Origin of the sequence: Tamlana carrageenivorans (assembly GCF_002893765.1) — a bacterium.
GTDB lineage: Bacteria > Bacteroidota > Bacteroidia > Flavobacteriales > Flavobacteriaceae > Pseudotamlana > Pseudotamlana carrageenivorans.
In genome coordinates this window covers 968,363-984,403 of sequence record NZ_CP025938.1, presented here as the reverse complement: position 1 = coordinate 984,403, position 16,041 = coordinate 968,363, and the positions used below count along the sequence as shown (strand labels likewise).

Annotated in this window: 9 protein-coding genes; 7 read left to right on the top strand and 2 right to left on the bottom strand. The window is 35.5% G+C overall.

The window, feature by feature from the left end; all coding sequences use genetic code 11:
• Positions 1–2: 2 nt before the first annotated feature.
• Positions 3–4,517, bottom strand: coding sequence for a glutamate synthase large subunit (gltB, locus tag C1A40_RS04545; RefSeq protein WP_241910482.1), 4,515 nt, complete (start codon positions 4,515–4,517; stop codon positions 3–5).
• A 512-nt stretch (positions 4,518–5,029) separates the two neighbouring features.
• Here gltB and C1A40_RS04540 point away from each other — a divergent pair.
• From C1A40_RS04540 to C1A40_RS04525, 4 genes are all read left to right on the top strand, one after another.
• Complete coding sequence (locus tag C1A40_RS04540; RefSeq protein WP_102994861.1) at positions 5,030–6,061, top strand: outer membrane beta-barrel protein; 1,032 nt, start codon at positions 5,030–5,032, stop codon at positions 6,059–6,061.
• A 98-nt stretch (positions 6,062–6,159) separates the two neighbouring features.
• Positions 6,160–7,446: an ammonium transporter gene (locus C1A40_RS04535; protein WP_102994860.1), complete on the top strand. Its 1,287-nt coding sequence runs from the start codon at positions 6,160–6,162 to the stop codon at positions 7,444–7,446.
• Between the two features lie 220 nt (positions 7,447–7,666).
• Positions 7,667–8,005 carry a P-II family nitrogen regulator gene (locus C1A40_RS04530; RefSeq protein WP_102994859.1) on the top strand — a complete coding sequence of 113 codons (339 nt, stop codon included), beginning with the start codon at positions 7,667–7,669 and terminating at the stop codon, positions 8,003–8,005.
• 32 nt (positions 8,006–8,037) lie between these two features.
• The gene (locus C1A40_RS04525; protein ID WP_102994858.1) at positions 8,038–9,264 is read left to right on the top strand and encodes an ammonium transporter; all 1,227 of its coding nucleotides are present in this window, start codon (positions 8,038–8,040) and stop codon (positions 9,262–9,264) included.
• A 447-nt stretch (positions 9,265–9,711) separates the two neighbouring features.
• Here C1A40_RS04525 and C1A40_RS04520 read toward each other — a convergent pair whose 3' ends face one another.
• The gene (locus tag C1A40_RS04520) at positions 9,712–12,303 is read right to left on the bottom strand and encodes a phosphoenolpyruvate carboxylase (RefSeq protein ID WP_102994857.1); all 2,592 of its coding nucleotides are present in this window, start codon (positions 12,301–12,303) and stop codon (positions 9,712–9,714) included.
• 294 nt (positions 12,304–12,597) lie between these two features.
• Here C1A40_RS04520 and C1A40_RS04515 point away from each other — a divergent pair, with 294 nt between their 5' ends.
• The 3 genes from C1A40_RS04515 (at position 12,598) to nadA (ending at position 16,041) form a co-directional block, all read left to right on the top strand.
• Complete coding sequence (locus C1A40_RS04515) at positions 12,598–14,406, top strand: hypothetical protein (protein ID WP_102994856.1); 1,809 nt, start codon at positions 12,598–12,600, stop codon at positions 14,404–14,406.
• Positions 14,407–14,445: 39 nt separating this feature from the next.
• The gene (locus tag C1A40_RS04510) at positions 14,446–14,724 is read left to right on the top strand and encodes a hypothetical protein (protein WP_102994855.1); all 279 of its coding nucleotides are present in this window, start codon (positions 14,446–14,448) and stop codon (positions 14,722–14,724) included.
• 390 nt (positions 14,725–15,114) lie between these two features.
• Positions 15,115–16,041: a quinolinate synthase NadA gene (gene nadA, locus C1A40_RS04505; RefSeq protein WP_102994854.1), complete on the top strand. Its 927-nt coding sequence runs from the start codon at positions 15,115–15,117 to the stop codon at positions 16,039–16,041.

Below are 16,041 nucleotides of genomic sequence, written 5' to 3'. Positions count from 1 at the left end.
CACTATGCTATTGTTAATTCTTCTACCATTGGTTCTTCGTTCTCTAAACGTTCTAAGGCACGTTTGTATTCTATTGGCATAACTTTTACAAAGTTGCCTAAACTAGTTTCCCAATTGTCTAATATGGTTTTTCCTTTGTTACTATCGGTGTATAATACGTGTTTTTCGATAGCTGATTTTAATTCGTTGGCATCTTCGGTAGTGATGTCTTCAAACTCGATAGTTTCTGTATTACATAAACCATTAACAAATTTGTTTTCTGGATCGTATACATAAGCGATACCTCCACTCATACCTGCGGCAAAATTTCTACCTGTAGAACCTAATACAATGACACGTCCTCCAGTCATGTACTCACAACAGTGATCACCAACACCTTCAACTACAGCTGTAGCTCCAGAGTTTCTTACTGCAAAACGTTCTCCTGCGATACCGTTAATGTAAGCTTGGCCTTCAACAGCACCAAATAAACAAACGTTACCTACGATAATATTGTTTTCAGCAATAAAGTCGGCTTTAGCAGGTTTTTTGATGATTAATTTAGCTCCAGATAAACCTTTACCTAAATAATCATTGGTGTTTCCATCTACTGTAAAAGTTAAACCGTGCGCACCAAATGCTCCGAAACTTTGACCAGCAGAACCAGTGAAGTTGATGTTTAGAGTATCTTCCGGTAGACCTAAGTGACCGTAAATTTTAGAAATTTCATTACTTACAATCGCACCAACCGTACGGTTAATGTTGTTGATAGGGTATGATAGATTTGTTTTTTCTTTTCTATATAATGCACGGTGTGAATCTTTCAGAATAGTAAAATCTAAAACTTTTTCTAAGTTATGATCCTGTGTTTCTGTATTTCTTACCGTTAATTGTCTGTATGCACTTGGGCGGTGTAAAATGCTAGATAAATCTAAGCCTTTAGCTTTATAGTGCTTAATGGCTTTATTAGCATTAATTTTATGTGTTTGCCCAACCATCTCGGCAATGGTTCTAAAACCTAGTTGCGCCATGATAGCTCTTAATTCTTCAGCGATATAGTAGAAGAAATTGATAACGTGCTCTGGCGTTCCTTTAAAGTTTTTACGTAACTCTTTATCTTGAGTTGCGATTCCAACAGGACAAGTATTTAAATGACATTTACGCATCATAATACATCCTGAAGCCACAAGTGGTGCGGTAGCAAATCCAAATTCTTCAGCACCTAAAAGGGCAGCTATGGCAACGTCACGACCTGTTTTTAACTGGCCATCACATTCTACTACAATACGACTTCTTAAATTGTTTAATACTAAAGTTTGTTGTGCTTCCGATAAACCAAGCTCCCAAGGAAGGCCTGCGTGCTTTAAAGAGGTAAGTGGCGAAGCTCCTGTACCACCATCGTATCCTGAGATAAGTACCACATCGGCTTTTGCTTTTGCTACACCAGCAGCAATGGTACCAACACCAACTTCAGAAACTAGTTTTACATTAACTCTAGCCTCGCGGTTTGCATTTTTTAAATCGAATATTAATTGTGCTAAATCCTCAATCGAATATATATCGTGATGTGGTGGTGGTGAAATTAACCCTACGAAAGGTGTCGAGTTTCTAGCAGCAGCAATCCATGGTAATACTTTTTCTCCAGGCAATTGTCCGCCTTCACCAGGTTTAGCCCCTTGAGCCATTTTAATTTGAATTTCCTTAGCATTAGTTAAGTAATGCGAAGTCACTCCAAAACGACCTGAAGCTACTTGTTTAATAGCAGAGTTTCTGCTATCACCATTGATATCCTTTTGGAAACGTCTTCTGTCTTCTCCACCTTCACCAGAATTGGATTTACCACCAATACGGTTCATGGCGATGGCTAAATTTTCGTGAGCTTCACGTGAAATAGAACCATAGGACATCGCTCCGGTTTTAAAGCGCTTAACGATTTCAGTCCATGGTTCCACTTCTTCTAGTGGAATAGGATCTAGGTTATCAAACTCAAATAATCCACGGATGGTCATTAAGTTTTCCGACTGTTCGTTTATGGCTTTCGAGTAAACATCATAACTTTTTTGATCACTTAAACGTACCGCTTGTTGCAATTTAGCAACGGTGGTAGGGTTGAATAAGTGACGCTCACCGTTACGTCTCCATCTGTAATCGCCTCCGATGTTTAGACCTAAACGTTTGTCGATTAAGTTGTCTGGATACGCTTGTTTATAACGTTCGTTAATTTCTTTTTCAATTTCATATAATCCGATACCTTCTACACGAGAAGCGGTGTATGGGAAATATTTCTCAACAAATTGTGAGTTGAAACCAACGATTTCGAAAATTTGAGAACCTCTATACGAGTGTAATGTTGAGATTCCAATTTTGTTCATGATTTTTAAAATACCTTTTCCAATGGCTTTATTAAAGTTATCAACGGCTTTTTGCTCGTCCATACCTTCAATGAACCCTTCTTTTACCTGCATTCTAATAATTTCGTTAACCATATATGGGTTGATCGCACTTGCGCCATAACCAAATAAGGTAGCAAAATGATGTGGTTCACGAGGTTCTGCCGATTCGATAATGATATCGAAATAAGAACGCTTACGTAAACGGTTTAACTGATGGTTTACATAAGAACAGGCTAATAAAGCTGGGATTGGTGCGAATTCTTGATTTACACCGCGATCAGAAAGAATAATAATATTCGTTTTTCTTTCAATAGCTTTTTCAATTTGAACCACGATATCTTCTAAAGCATCTTCTAGTCCGTTTAAACCTTGCGCTTTAGGGTATAATATCTCAATGGTTTCAGCTTTAAAACTCTCGATAGAAATACTTCTGATTTTTTCTAAATCGGCATTCGAAATTACTGGATTTTGAATGCGTAGTTTTCTACATTGTCTTTCGGTAATACTGAATATATTTCTGTCCTTACCAAGGTTTAAGCTGATATCTGTTACAATTTCTTCACGAATACCATCCAAAGGTGGGTTGGTAACCTGTGCGAATAATTGTTTGAAGTAGTTTGAAATAAGTTGAGGTCTGTCTGATAACACCGCCAAAGGCGTATCGATACCCATAGAACCTAAGGCTTCTTTTCCTGCTATAGCCATTGGAGTAATCACTTCTTGGATATCCTCAAACGTATAGTTGAATAAGCGTTGTCTGGTTTTGATGTCGATGGTTTCAATCGGACAAGTTTCACTAGTATAAGGAACGTCTTTTAAGTGTAATCTTGTTTTGTCTAACCATTCTTTATATGGTCTTTCAGAAACAATTTTACTTTTAATTTCTTCATCACCTATAATACGGCCTTCGTTCATGTCTACCAAGAACATTTTTCCTGGCTCTAATCTACCGTGTTCTTTAACATCTTCTGGAGCAACTTCAACCACACCAATTTCTGAAGACATGATTAGTTTTCCGCTTTTAGTTACGGTATAACGTGAAGGTCTTAAACCATTTCTATCTAATAAAGCACCTACGTAATCACCATCTGTAAATGGCACCGAAGCTGGTCCATCCCAAGGCTCCATAATACAGGCGTTGTATTCGTAAAATGCTTTACGTTCTTCCGACATGGTTTTGTGTTTTTCCCATGCTTCAGGAATCATCATCATCATGATTTCTGGAAGCGAACGTCCTGTATGTGTTAATAATTCCACAACCATATCCATGGAAGCAGAATCTGATTTTCCAGGAAGGATTATTGGGAATAATTTGTCGATTTGCGGACCGAACACGTCACTTTTCATGATTTCCTCACGAACACGCATACGGCTTACGTTACCTCGAAGGGTATTGATTTCACCATTCTGACACATAAAACGGAACGGCTGTGCTAGTTCCCACGTAGGCATGGTATTGGTAGAGAAACGCTGGTGTACTAAAGCCAAACGTGTTACCAAATCGATTTGTTGTAAATCGGTGTAATATGGGCCAATATCTTCGGGCATAATAATACCTTTATAGATAATGGTAGTGTTAGATAAACTTGGTACGTAAAAATAGGTGCTTTCAGAGATTTTAGATTCTCTAATAGCATGTTCTGTAATTTTTCTAGCAGCGTATAATTTGGCTTTAAAATCAGCCTCGGTAATCTCCTCAGTTTTTCCAATAAATAATTGTTCGATATTAGGTTCTGATGCCAAGGCAATTTCACCTAATTGTGAAGAGTCTACAGGCACTTTTCTCCATCCTAAAACAGCGAGTCCTTGTGCTTTTACTTCGTTTTCAAAGGTCGTTTTGCAAAACTGGTATTGGTTGGATACTTTTGGTAAAAACACCATTCCAACAGCGTATTCACGTTGTTCGGGGATGGCGAAATCGCAAACGCGTTTAAAGTAATCGTGGGGAATATCTATTAATAATCCTGCACCATCGCCAGTTTTTCCATCAGCACTTACACCTCCACGGTGTTCCAGTTTTACGAGTATCTCTAAGGCATCATGAATGATTTGATTGGTCTTCTCTCCTTTAAGATTACAAATGAAGCCAGCGCCACAGTTTTCGTGTTCAAATTCGGGCAAATAAAGTCCTTGTTTCTTCAGCATAATCAACAATATTGGTTTTAAAAACTTGAGTTGAATGGTAAAGATATGCACTAGTATTTGAATAACAATAGGCTGGAATTCATTATTTCGGTTTTACGAGTTAACTCAATATTATTATAGTGATATGTCAATATTAATGGTCTTTTTTAATAAATATTCAAACGCGAAAAAAGAGGTGTATTTATATGGATATCTAATTTAACGCAAGCTTTTTGTTTAAATATTAAGGTAATGTTACGAAATGCGGGAAAATATTGATGATAATTCAAATGGATAAGATATTAAAAAAACAATAAATTAAAAATAATTACGAATACCCTTAAAAAAATAGGGGTAAAAATAGAAAATCGATAAAAGTGAATCAAATACCCCCTTTTTTTATGGGGGTTAAAAGTTTTTAGCATAAGTTTGAACCATTCTTAAGGGATAAAGATCTAAGTAAATCAACCAAAACTCTTAAACAAACCAAGTCTTAGATCTTGAATATTAACAACTTAAAAATATTTACAATTATGAAAAAACTATTTACATTATCAGCATTATTACTAGCTAGCGTAGTTTTCGCGCAAGATGAGCCAAAAAAATTATCGATTAGCGGATCTGTAGATGCTTATTATAGAACTAATTTAACATCTTCTGACGCATCGATTACTGAGGTGCTTGATGAAAATGGTATGGGAACTGGAGAATTTATTCCACAATCATTCGCAACTTCGTTTGCAGATCAAACTGGTTTTGGTTTAGGTATGGCTAACGTTATTCTTTCTTACGAAGGAGAAAAAACAGGAGCAGTTGCCGATTTAGCTTTTGGAACTAGAGGAACTCAAGCTGTTGGTGACGGTACTGATTTATATATTAATCAATTATATGCTTACTGGAATGTTTCAGAAAGCACTACATTAACTATGGGACGTTTTAACACGTATTTAGGTTACGAAGTTATTTCTCCAGTAGCAAACTTCAACTACAGTACATCTTATTTATTTTCTAATGGACCATTCTCTCACGTTGGTTTGAAAGCAGATTTTGCAATATCTGATGATTTCAGCTTAATGTTAGCCGTTATGAATCCAACCGATAAAAATAATAATTTAGTTGGAGGCTATGCTTTAGGTGCTCAACTTGGCTATGCTGGACAATTTTTAAATTTCTATTATGACGACAAGGAAGTGTTAGGATTTGAAATTGACTACACAGGAGGATTCAATTTGTCTGACGCTTTATTTTTAGGTATTAACGCTGCATATCAAACAATGGATAATGCTGGTTTCTATGGCGCTGCATTATACCCTCAGTTTGCCGCAACAGAAAGTTTTTCTATCGGATTAAGAGGCGAGCTTTTTGGAAACCATGAAAAGGATGTAGATGATTTACCTTCTGTTTTTGCTACAACTTTAACAGCAAGTTACACCCTAGAAAACTTAATTATCAAGCCAGAAGTTAGATTAGATTCTTGGAGTAATGATATGCCTTATGTAAATAATGACTTAGACGCTTCTAAAAGTTTAGCTGCTTTCACATTAGCTGCTATCTATTCTTTCTAAACCAAGAAAAATCAAACCTATAAAGAGGGAGGGTAAAGTAAAGCCACAACCATCTTTTTTTACGCTCCTTTAATTAACTAACCAAAAATATATTAATTATGTCAATATTAAATTTGCCCCTATTAATACAAGACGTTGCTGCAACCAAAGCCGACATTGAAGGTATTATAGGAGATATGGGTATGTTATGGATGCTAATCTCTGGGATTTTAGTATTCTTAATGCAAGCAGGATTTACTTTAGTGGAGTCGGGAATGACACGTGCTAAGAATGTTGTAAATATTGCAATGAAAAATGTTTTAGATATCGCCGTTGGATCGATTGTATTCTGGTTCATGGGATATTCTTTAATGTATGGATCTACCAATGGGTGGATTGGATGGAGTGGTTTTATGTATAACCAAGGACCAGCCGATTTATTCTTTCAAACCGTTTTTTGTGCCACTACAGCAACAATCGTTTCTGGAGCTATTGCTGGTAGAACAAAATACACAACCTACATTTTATTCTCTTTAGTGATGACCGCTGTAATCTATCCAATTTCTGGTGGATGGCAATGGAACGGTGATGGATGGTTAGCTCAAATGGGCTTCATCGATTTCGCTGGATCTTCTATTGTACATGCTGTAGGTGGATGGGCTGCCTTAGTTGGTGCTGCTTTAGTAGGACCAAGAATTGGTAAATACATCAATGGTCAAGCTGTTACTATTCCTGGACACAACAAATTATTAGCAACTTTAGGGGTTTTCATCCTTTGGTTCGGATGGTTTGGTTTCAACGGTGGTTCTCAATTAGCTTGGGGAGGTGATGATGCTGTTGGAGGTTCTATGGTTGTATTAGTAACTAATCTAGCGGCCTCTGCTGGTGCGGTTGGTGCACTTTTCTTATCATGGTTTAAATACAAAAAACCAAATTTAGATATGACTTTAAACGGTGCTTTAGCTGGTTTAGTAAGTATTACTGCAGGTTGTGGAAACATGACAGAAGGTGGTGCTATTATCGCTGGTTTTGTTGGAGGTCTTATCGTTGTATTCTCAATGGAGTTTATAGAGCAAAAATTAAAGATTGATGATGCTGTTGGTGCGGCTTCTGTACACGGTGTATGTGGTGCATGGGGTACTTTAGTAATCGGTCTTTGGGGTGTAGATGGTGATACGGCTATTGGTTTATTCAATGGTGGTGGATCTGCACAATTTGTAACACAATTAATTGGAACGGTATCTTATGCGGTTTGGGCTTTAGTAACGGCGTTTATTTTCTTCTTCATTCTTAAGAAAACATTAGGATTAAGAGTAACTGAAAAAGAAGAAGTAGAAGGGTTAGATCTTTCAGAGCACGGTACGTTAGCTTACCCAGGTAAGAGACAAAGAGAAATAGAAGAATAAGTTCTTTTAAATTAAATAACATAGGTTTTAAAATTAAAACTCTAAATGTTTATAAAGATTTAAGTGATTAAGTTTAAGTTTATTTAAGGATGCCTGCTGAATAAGCAGGTATTCTTTTGTATTTACTGCTATGTGACTTAGCATATAGTTAACAGGAAAAATCTTAAGGAGCATTTTAATTTTTATATTTGAAATCTAACTATTAAAACGAAATGATATTATGAAAAAAATTGAAGCAATTATTAGAAAATCTAAGTACCGCGTGGTAAAAGAAGCTCTTCATGATGTTGGAGTGAATTTTTTCTCGTATTGGGATGTTACAGGCTTAGGAAATGAAAAGGAGGGCCATGTGTATCGTGGTGTTTCTTATAGTACAAGTGATATTCAGCGTAGATACTTGTCTATTGTTGTAAACGACGATTTTGAAGAGATTACAATCAAAACGATTCTTAATTCTGCCGCTACTGGGGAAGTAGGTGACGGGAAAATATTCGTTTCCGATGTAAAGGAATGTTATAGAATTCGTACAGGTGAAAAAGGTGGGGACACATTAAAATAAACTAATAACACACAAAAACTAATTATAGATTTATGGAATTATTGACAATTAATAATGTATGGATGATGGTCTGTACAGCGCTCGTTTTCTTTATGCATACCGGATTTGCATTTTTGGAAATTGGTTTAACAAGACAGAAAAACACAATCAACATATTGTTTAAAAATATTTTTATTATAACCATAGGTTTACTCCTATATTATATAGTAGGGTTTAATTTAATGTACCCTGGTTTTGCTGAAGATTCTGCAGGAATTTTTGATTTCGCAGGATTTGGAATTGCCCCTCCTGAAAATGGAATGACTCCAGAATATGCTGATGGTGGTTATACCTGGTGGACCGATTTCTTATTCCAAGGGATGTTTGCGGCTACTGCTGCAACGATTGTTTCTGGTGCAGTTGCCGAGCGTATGAAAATTGGACCTTTTATGATTTTTACAATCATTTATGTTGGATTGGTTTACCCAATTGCTGGTTCATGGAAATGGGGTGGCGGATTTTTAGATCAAATGGGATTCTATGATTTTGCTGGTTCTACTTTAGTACACTCTGTTGGTGGATGGGCTGCCTTAGTAGCTGTTTGGTTATTAGGTTCTCGTATCGGGAAATTTAAAAATGGAAAACCTCAGGCGATTCCTGGACATAGCATTCCTTTAGCGACTGCAGGGGTATTAATCCTTTGGTTAGGATGGTTTGGATTTAATGGTGGTTCTGTACTTTCTGCCGATCCAGAATTAACTTCTTTAACCTTAGTGACTACTTGTTTAGCTGCTGCTGCCGGTGGTGTGGTGTCTGCTTTAGTATCATTCTTTAAGTATAAGAATTTAGATTTAACCATGTTTTTAAATGGTATTTTAGGTGGTTTAGTAGGTATAACTGCTGGAGCTGATGTGATGACTCCTGAAAGTGCTATTATTATTGGTGCTATTGCTGGAGCGCTTATTGTTTTTGCTGTTAGCTTTGTAGATGCTATTAAATTAGATGATCCTGTTGGAGCCATTGCCGTACACTTAATTTGTGGTATTTGGGGTACTTTAGCTGTTGGAATCTTTTCAACGAACCCAGAACATAGCTTTTTAGTACAACTTACTGGTGTAGCATGTTATGCAGGATTTTGTTTAGTAACCTCATTTATAATCATCTTTACTCTTAAGAAAACATTGGGTATTAGAGTGCCTGAAAGAGAAGAATTAGAAGGATTAGATGCACACGAGCACGGTATGGATGCTTATCCAGACTTCAGACTTAATGAGCATTAATATGATATAGCTATTATCAATTAATTTTTTAAAAGGATGTTTTACATGAAGTAAAACATCCTTTTTTGTTTCTATACCTTTTTTTGATCGTTACCTATAGTTGTTGTATTCGTGTCTATCATAACAACTAGATGTTTTAACCACCAAATGATCGGTTTTAAGCGCGGTAGGATGACGCTTTACTTTGATTCTTATTATGAAATATCTGTCCTAAAAGTGTAAAATTTATGTCTTAAACAGGCTGTTGTAAGTGTTGGGAAAGGGGATGGTAGTTTTATTCAGGTTTGGTTATTGGAATATAACTTGAAATTAGTGTTTAATTTGAGGGTTTGTAAAGGTTGAGTATAGTTTCGGTTTTGAAATAAGTAATAACCATTCGTGCAAAAAAAAACCTCCACATCTACATGCGAAGGTTTTAATTAGGATATAAATTAGAAAAGCTATTTACTAAGCTGAATTTCTACTTGCATTAATATTTCCGAATAACGAACGCGTTACAATTTTCTCAAAAATTAACTTTTCAGGGTCATCGGCTGGAACTCCTGCTTTTTCTAACTCCTGAACCTTTTTAAGGGCGTATTGCTGAATCGTTAATAACGGTAATACGATAGACTCTCTAACTTCAATCGAGGCCTTTCCAGTGGGCTCATTTTGCATTAAAGTTTCATATCCTGTAAGCTTTAAAAGCAAACGTTTTGTCGTTTCGTATTCGGTGTGGATAATGTTCCAAAACGCACCAAATTCTTCATCATTAGACATGTATTTTGTCAGGTTAAAGAATGACTTTGTTAAGGACATCATACTGTTCTCCAGAAGCGTTTTAAAGAACTTATTGTTTTTATAAAGTTGTTGAACCTTATCAAACTCGCCGCGATCTTCGTATTTTTTCAATGCCGTTCCAACACCGTAAAATCCAGGAACGTTTTGTTTTAATTGGCTCCAAGATCCTACAAAAGGAATGGCTCTTAAATCGGAGAACACCAACTTATCTGATGTACCACGTTTGGATGGTCTACTACCAATGTTAGTTTTTGCATAATACTTTAAGGTACTCATGCGCTCCAAGTAAGGGATAAACATCTCATGACTCTTGAAGTCTTTGTAAACTTGATAGCTAGTTTCAGCTAAATCGGTCATAACAGCGCGATCTTCTTCAGAAAGCTTGTTCTTTTCACTTCCAATTCGGTTTGTAACGCCCGAACTAATTAACTGTTCTAAGTTGAATTGTGACGAGTTTAAAGTTCCGAAATTAGAACTAATGGTTTGACCTTGAATGGTTAGTTGTACTTCTTTATCTTCAATAGTAGGTCCTAAAGAAGAATAGAAGTTATGTGTTTTCCCACCACCACGTGCTGGTGGTCCACCACGTCCGTCAAAGAATATGGCGGTAATACCATATTTTCTAGACATTTCGGTTAACAATTCTTTAGCTTTATAAATACCCCAGTTTGCCATTAAGTAGCCCCCGTCTTTGGTACCATCAGAGAAACCAAGCATAATGGTTTGTTTGTTTCCTCTAGATTTTAAGTGCGCCATATAAGCTGGGTTGGTATACAACTGTTCCATAACACCAGGAGCGTTTTCTAAATCTGGTATGGTTTCGAAAAGTGGTACTAAATCAACGGTTAATTTGTCTTTGAAAGCAACCATTTTCAGCATAGCAAAAAGCTGCATCATATTTAATGCCGTCTGATTGTTACTTATAATGTATCGATTAGCCCCACGTTCACCATTCATTTTCTGAATTTGCTTAATAACCTGTATCGTTTTTAAGGTGTTAAAGGTCATTTCATCTTCAAAAACATCTAAATCGGTTATTTCATCGGTAGTTTTTGATAAAATATCGATTTGTTCTTCTTCAGATAAATCATGGTAATTTTCTGGTAAGCAAGAGTTGCCGCTAGCTAGTAATTGATCGACAACATTTGTGAATACACTGTGGTGAATTCTGCTATCTTGTCTAATATCTAAAGTTGCAAAACGGTACCCAAAAAGGTGAATGCGGTTAATTAAATTGTTAATCTCGTTTTCATATAACGATTGGTGTTGTTCTACAACTATTTTTCTAATGCTTAAAAGTTCTTCAGTCAATTCCTTTACCGAAATTGCCTTTTTACTTTTAAGATTAATACTGTAATCGTAAAGAATCGTTTCTAGGTTAATGATGCGATCTTCAACACCTTTAAAAGTTAGTTTTTTTCTTAATTTCTTAAGATCCTCGTAGTATTTTTTAAGAATCGCCTTTTTAAGCTTTTTAGCTACTTTTAAGGTGGTTTCAGGTTTTACAAATGGATTTCCATCACGGTCGCCCCCTGGCCAGAAACCAATGTTAATAATTTCATTATGCTTCTTTTGGTCCGCATAAATATTCGTTTGAATGTAATTATAAATTTTTCCAAACGAGATGTAAAAAACATTCTCTAAATACCATATTAAGCTTTTTGCTTCATCGTATGGTGTTGGTTTTTTATGCTTAAAGAAAGGCGTTTTACCTAACTGTCCGAAAAGGTTATTAATTTCAGATAAATTATTCTTTTCTATAGCTTTAGATAATTCGGTAATAATGCCTAATACCGAACCTGGGTAAAACTGTGTTGGGTGGGCTGTTAAAACGATACGTACCTTAAAATCGTCTAAATAGGCTTTTAACTCATCCAACTTGTATTCAGCTTGAGCTTTGTCTTTTAAGTTACGTAGGGTTCCTACGCCATCCATATTGTTTACTATTGGAAAGGCAGCATCTTCAATTGCATCAAACAGTACAACTTGTCTTTCGATGTATTGAATGAATCGGAACAATAGGTTAATTTGACTTTCTTTGTTTCTACGCGCTTGGTATTTTTCAAAAAAAGTATCAACTATCGTTGTGGGATTGTCGCCGTTTTCAAATCCTTTTTTGCAAGTTTCGTGAAAAAGCGGAAGTAATACGCCTGTTTTGGTTACGGCATCAAAGGGTAATGTCATGAAGATACTGTTGAATATCTGATATTTAGACAAGACGCTTTGATTAAATCGTGTTAATTTTGGCTCTATTGACATGTTATGGTTCTATTGAATTTTACGCATAAAAGTACTAAAGCTTAAGGGAAACACACAGTCTTTTTAAAGTTTTATCAATATTTGTTGATAAGCGATTTCTCTTTGTGAAAAATGAAATAAAAGGCAGTTTAATATTAACTTTTTACAATTAAAATTTGTAAGAAAAAACAACTAAACATGGTAAAAAGTGTGCTTTTTGGTTGTTTTTACATGAAATTGGGTTTGTTTGTGTATGACATATGTCATGTTTTTAGCTTGGATGTCGTCCTATCTTTGTAGTCCAAAATATAAATTATGAAAAAAACACATTCGTTTCACATTCCAGTAATGGGTATCGGTTTTACAATCGATACACCTTTGAAAGTGGCGCAATATGGTATGGACTCCGTGATTTCATTAGTAGATGACATTCTACTTGAGAAATTAAGGAAAATGTACAGTGAAAAATTTGAAGTACCTTATCAAGAAATTACAGATAAAATTGATGATTTTAGAGCAAAAAGGATAACGTCTTATTTAAATTTAATTAGTGACCTTGCGGAAAAGAAGTTTGAAGCTTTAAAAAGTTTAACGTCTAAAACCAGTGATGATATTTTGGCTTACATCAATATGTTGCCTAATAATTCCGAGCTTAAAGCGGAATATAAAAAGCTCACTGAAAAGGAATTTAACTTTACAGAAATTAAACGTTGGGCTTCAAAGAATTTGGTTATGGGTTCCATTGATGTGAACATCATGACTAAAGTTGATAAAGATAATTATAAGGATAAGGAGCAGTTGCCAACCGAATATAATGATGCCCATGCGGCCTTACGCGGTTTTGCTAATAGTAAATTAAGTTCTGCTGTGGTGCTTTCGGCAGGGATGAATCCGAGATTGTACAGCTATATGGCGCAGTTTAATGATTTTTTTCCTGATAAAAATGGTCAGTTTGCAAAACGAATCATTTTAAAGGTTAGTGATTATAGATCGGCCTTAATTCAAGGGAAATTTTTAGCTAAAAAAGGACTTTGGGTTTCAGAATATAGAATTGAATCGGGATTAAATTGTGGTGGCCATGCTTTTGCTACAGATGGTTATCTATTAGGACCTGTTTTATCCGAATTTAAAACAAATCGCAAAGCGTTGCAAGAAACCATTCAGCAAGTTTTGTTTCAAGAGCTTGAAAACCTAGGTAAAACCATTCCTGAAGCCGATTTAACTTTCGAGGTTACGGCCCAAGGCGGTGTTGGAACCGAAGAAGAACATACCTTTTTAATCGAAGAATATGATTTAGATTCAGTAGGTTGGGGAAGTCCGTTTTTATTGGTTCCAGAGGCTACAACTGTAGATGATAGAACTTTACAAAAGCTTGTAAAAGCCAAGGAAAAAGACTTATATTTAAGCGATATTTCGCCATTAGGTATTCCGTTTAATAATTTAAAAGACAATACCAAGGATCTTGAAAAACAGGTAAATATTGATAAAAACAGACCAGGAAGTGCCTGTCCAAAAAAGTTTGTAGCCCTTAATAAGGAGTTTAAAGAAACTGGAATTTGTACGGCTTCAAGGGAGTATCAACATTTAAAAATAAAAGCTTTAGACGAAAAGGGATTAGATCCCGAGTCGTATAAAAAAGAGTTAAATAAAATTGTTGTGAAATCCTGTACTTGTGTGGGATTAGGAACTTCAGCATTATTGGCTTATGGTTTAGATACCAAAGTGGAAGGCGAAGGAGTTTCAGTTTGTCCAGGGCCTAATATGGCCTACTACTCTAAAGTTATGAGTTTGGCAAATATGACCGATCATATTTACGGAAGAGCCAATATGGTATCGCGACCTGATCGACCAAATTTATTTATAAAGGAGCTTGGCATTTATATGGATTTTCTAAAAAATAAATTCGAAGAGGCTAAGGTTAATATGAATAAAAAAGAAGAGAAGTATTTGAAGACCTTTACAACTAATATGAAAGCTGGTGTGACCTACTATCAAGAGTTGTTTAATGGTGTTAAAGATAGTTTTCAGGATATAAAAAGTTCGGTGCTTAACGAGCTTGAAAAAACCGAAGCTGTTTTAAATCAAATGCAATTAGATATTCAAAACTTAGCTGTTAAGCTTTAAATATCGGTAGTTTGACTTGTAAATTTAAAAACCAATAAAATGAAAAAATTAGTATTAGCTGTGTTGATTGCTGTGGGGGTTACTTTTTTAGTTACTTATACCTACAATCAAAGTCAACAAGAAACAGCAACGGAATCTAAAATAGCATTAAATTACATTACTGGTTGGCAAGATGGATATTGTGAAGGATGGAAGTTCGTAACAGGTGAAAAATGTCCTACAGTTCCAGTGGCAAAACAATGTGATGATTGTCCTAATACTTACAAATCTGGTTTTAGTATGGCTTTCATGGCTGGAATAGAAGCGGCTCAAAAATAAGAATTACGTATTCTTTTAATAGATTTGAAGAGGCTATCTAAAAAGTCAAAAGCTTTGTTGTATAGAGTCTGTCGAAATATCTTAAAATGCTCATAGTCATTATGGGTTTCGACAAGTTTAACCCTACAATGCCAAGTTAACGACTGTTTAGATAGCTTCTTTTTGCGTTTGAAAATATTATAAAATTATAGGGATTTCTATTTTGTTAATTTTTAAAGGGAATCATTTAAGAAACATTAAAAGAAGCAATAATTAGGCTGTAGGTTGTTAATTTCATGCTTTTTTTTGATAGAATCTCATTTAATAAAATTAATAATTAGGATATTTGTATCTTTATGGGTGGTTAATGGCTGCCAATTATGAATTTCAAATTGTTCCAGAAAATTTAAAATGGATTTAGTAAAAGAAATACAACGCCTTAAAAAGGAGAAAAATGCTGTAATCTTGGCGCATTATTATCAAGTGCCAGAGATCCAGGATATTGCAGATTATGTTGGTGATAGTTTAGGCTTGTCTCAAAAAGCTGCTGAAACCGACGCCGATATTATCGTATTCGCAGGAGTACATTTTATGGCTGAAACCGCCAAAATATTAAACCCAACTAAAAAAGTTGTATTACCTGATTTAGATGCAGGCTGCTCACTGGCAGATTCTTGTCCGCCAGAGGCCTTCGAAAAATTTACAAAAGCGCATCCCGATCATATCGTGATTACTTACGTGAATTGTTCTGCCGAGATAAAAGCTCTTACCGATATTGTTTGTACATCATCTAATGCTTTAAAAATTGTAAATTCAATTCCTAAAGATCAACCCATCATTTTTGCTCCAGATAGAAACTTAGGGCAGTATATTATTAATGAAACGGGTAGAGAGATGTTGCTTTGGGACGGAAGTTGTATTGTTCACGAAGCTTTTTCAATGGAAAAACTTTTAGACTTACATAAAAAATATCCAGATTATAAAATCATCGCACACCCAGAATCGGAAACGCATATTTTAAATACAGCCACCTATATTGGGTCTACCTCGGGCATGATAGACTATGTAAGGCAGCATCAAGATCAAAAATTTATCGTAGCTACCGAAGCAGGAATTTTGCATAAAATGCAACAAGAAATGCCAAATACAGAAATGGTGCCTGCTCCCGCTAAAGAAGATAATACCTGCGCATGTAGCGAATGTCATTTTATGAAAATGAATACCCTTCAGAAATTACACGATTGCTTACTTAATGAATCCCCTCAAGTTGATGTCGATGAAGCTATTCGAGAACGTGCTTTGTTGCCTATTCAACGAATGTTAGACCTTTCCAAGTAA

Coding starts and splice junctions, on each gene's coding strand:
- C1A40_RS04520 (WP_102994857.1), bottom strand. CDS start 12,303: ATGTCAATAGAGCCAAAATTAACACGATTTAATCAAAGCGTCTTGTCT.
- nadA (WP_102994854.1), top strand. CDS start 15,115: ATGGATTTAGTAAAAGAAATACAACGCCTTAAAAAGGAGAAAAATGCT.
- C1A40_RS04530 (WP_102994859.1), top strand. CDS start 7,667: ATGAAAAAAATTGAAGCAATTATTAGAAAATCTAAGTACCGCGTGGTA.
- C1A40_RS04510 (WP_102994855.1), top strand. CDS start 14,446: ATGAAAAAATTAGTATTAGCTGTGTTGATTGCTGTGGGGGTTACTTTT.
- C1A40_RS04540 (WP_102994861.1), top strand. CDS start 5,030: ATGAAAAAACTATTTACATTATCAGCATTATTACTAGCTAGCGTAGTT.
- C1A40_RS04525 (WP_102994858.1), top strand. CDS start 8,038: ATGGAATTATTGACAATTAATAATGTATGGATGATGGTCTGTACAGCG.
- C1A40_RS04535 (WP_102994860.1), top strand. CDS start 6,160: ATGTCAATATTAAATTTGCCCCTATTAATACAAGACGTTGCTGCAACC.
- C1A40_RS04515 (WP_102994856.1), top strand. CDS start 12,598: ATGAAAAAAACACATTCGTTTCACATTCCAGTAATGGGTATCGGTTTT.
- gltB (WP_241910482.1), bottom strand. CDS start 4,517: ATGCTGAAGAAACAAGGACTTTATTTGCCCGAATTTGAACACGAAAAC.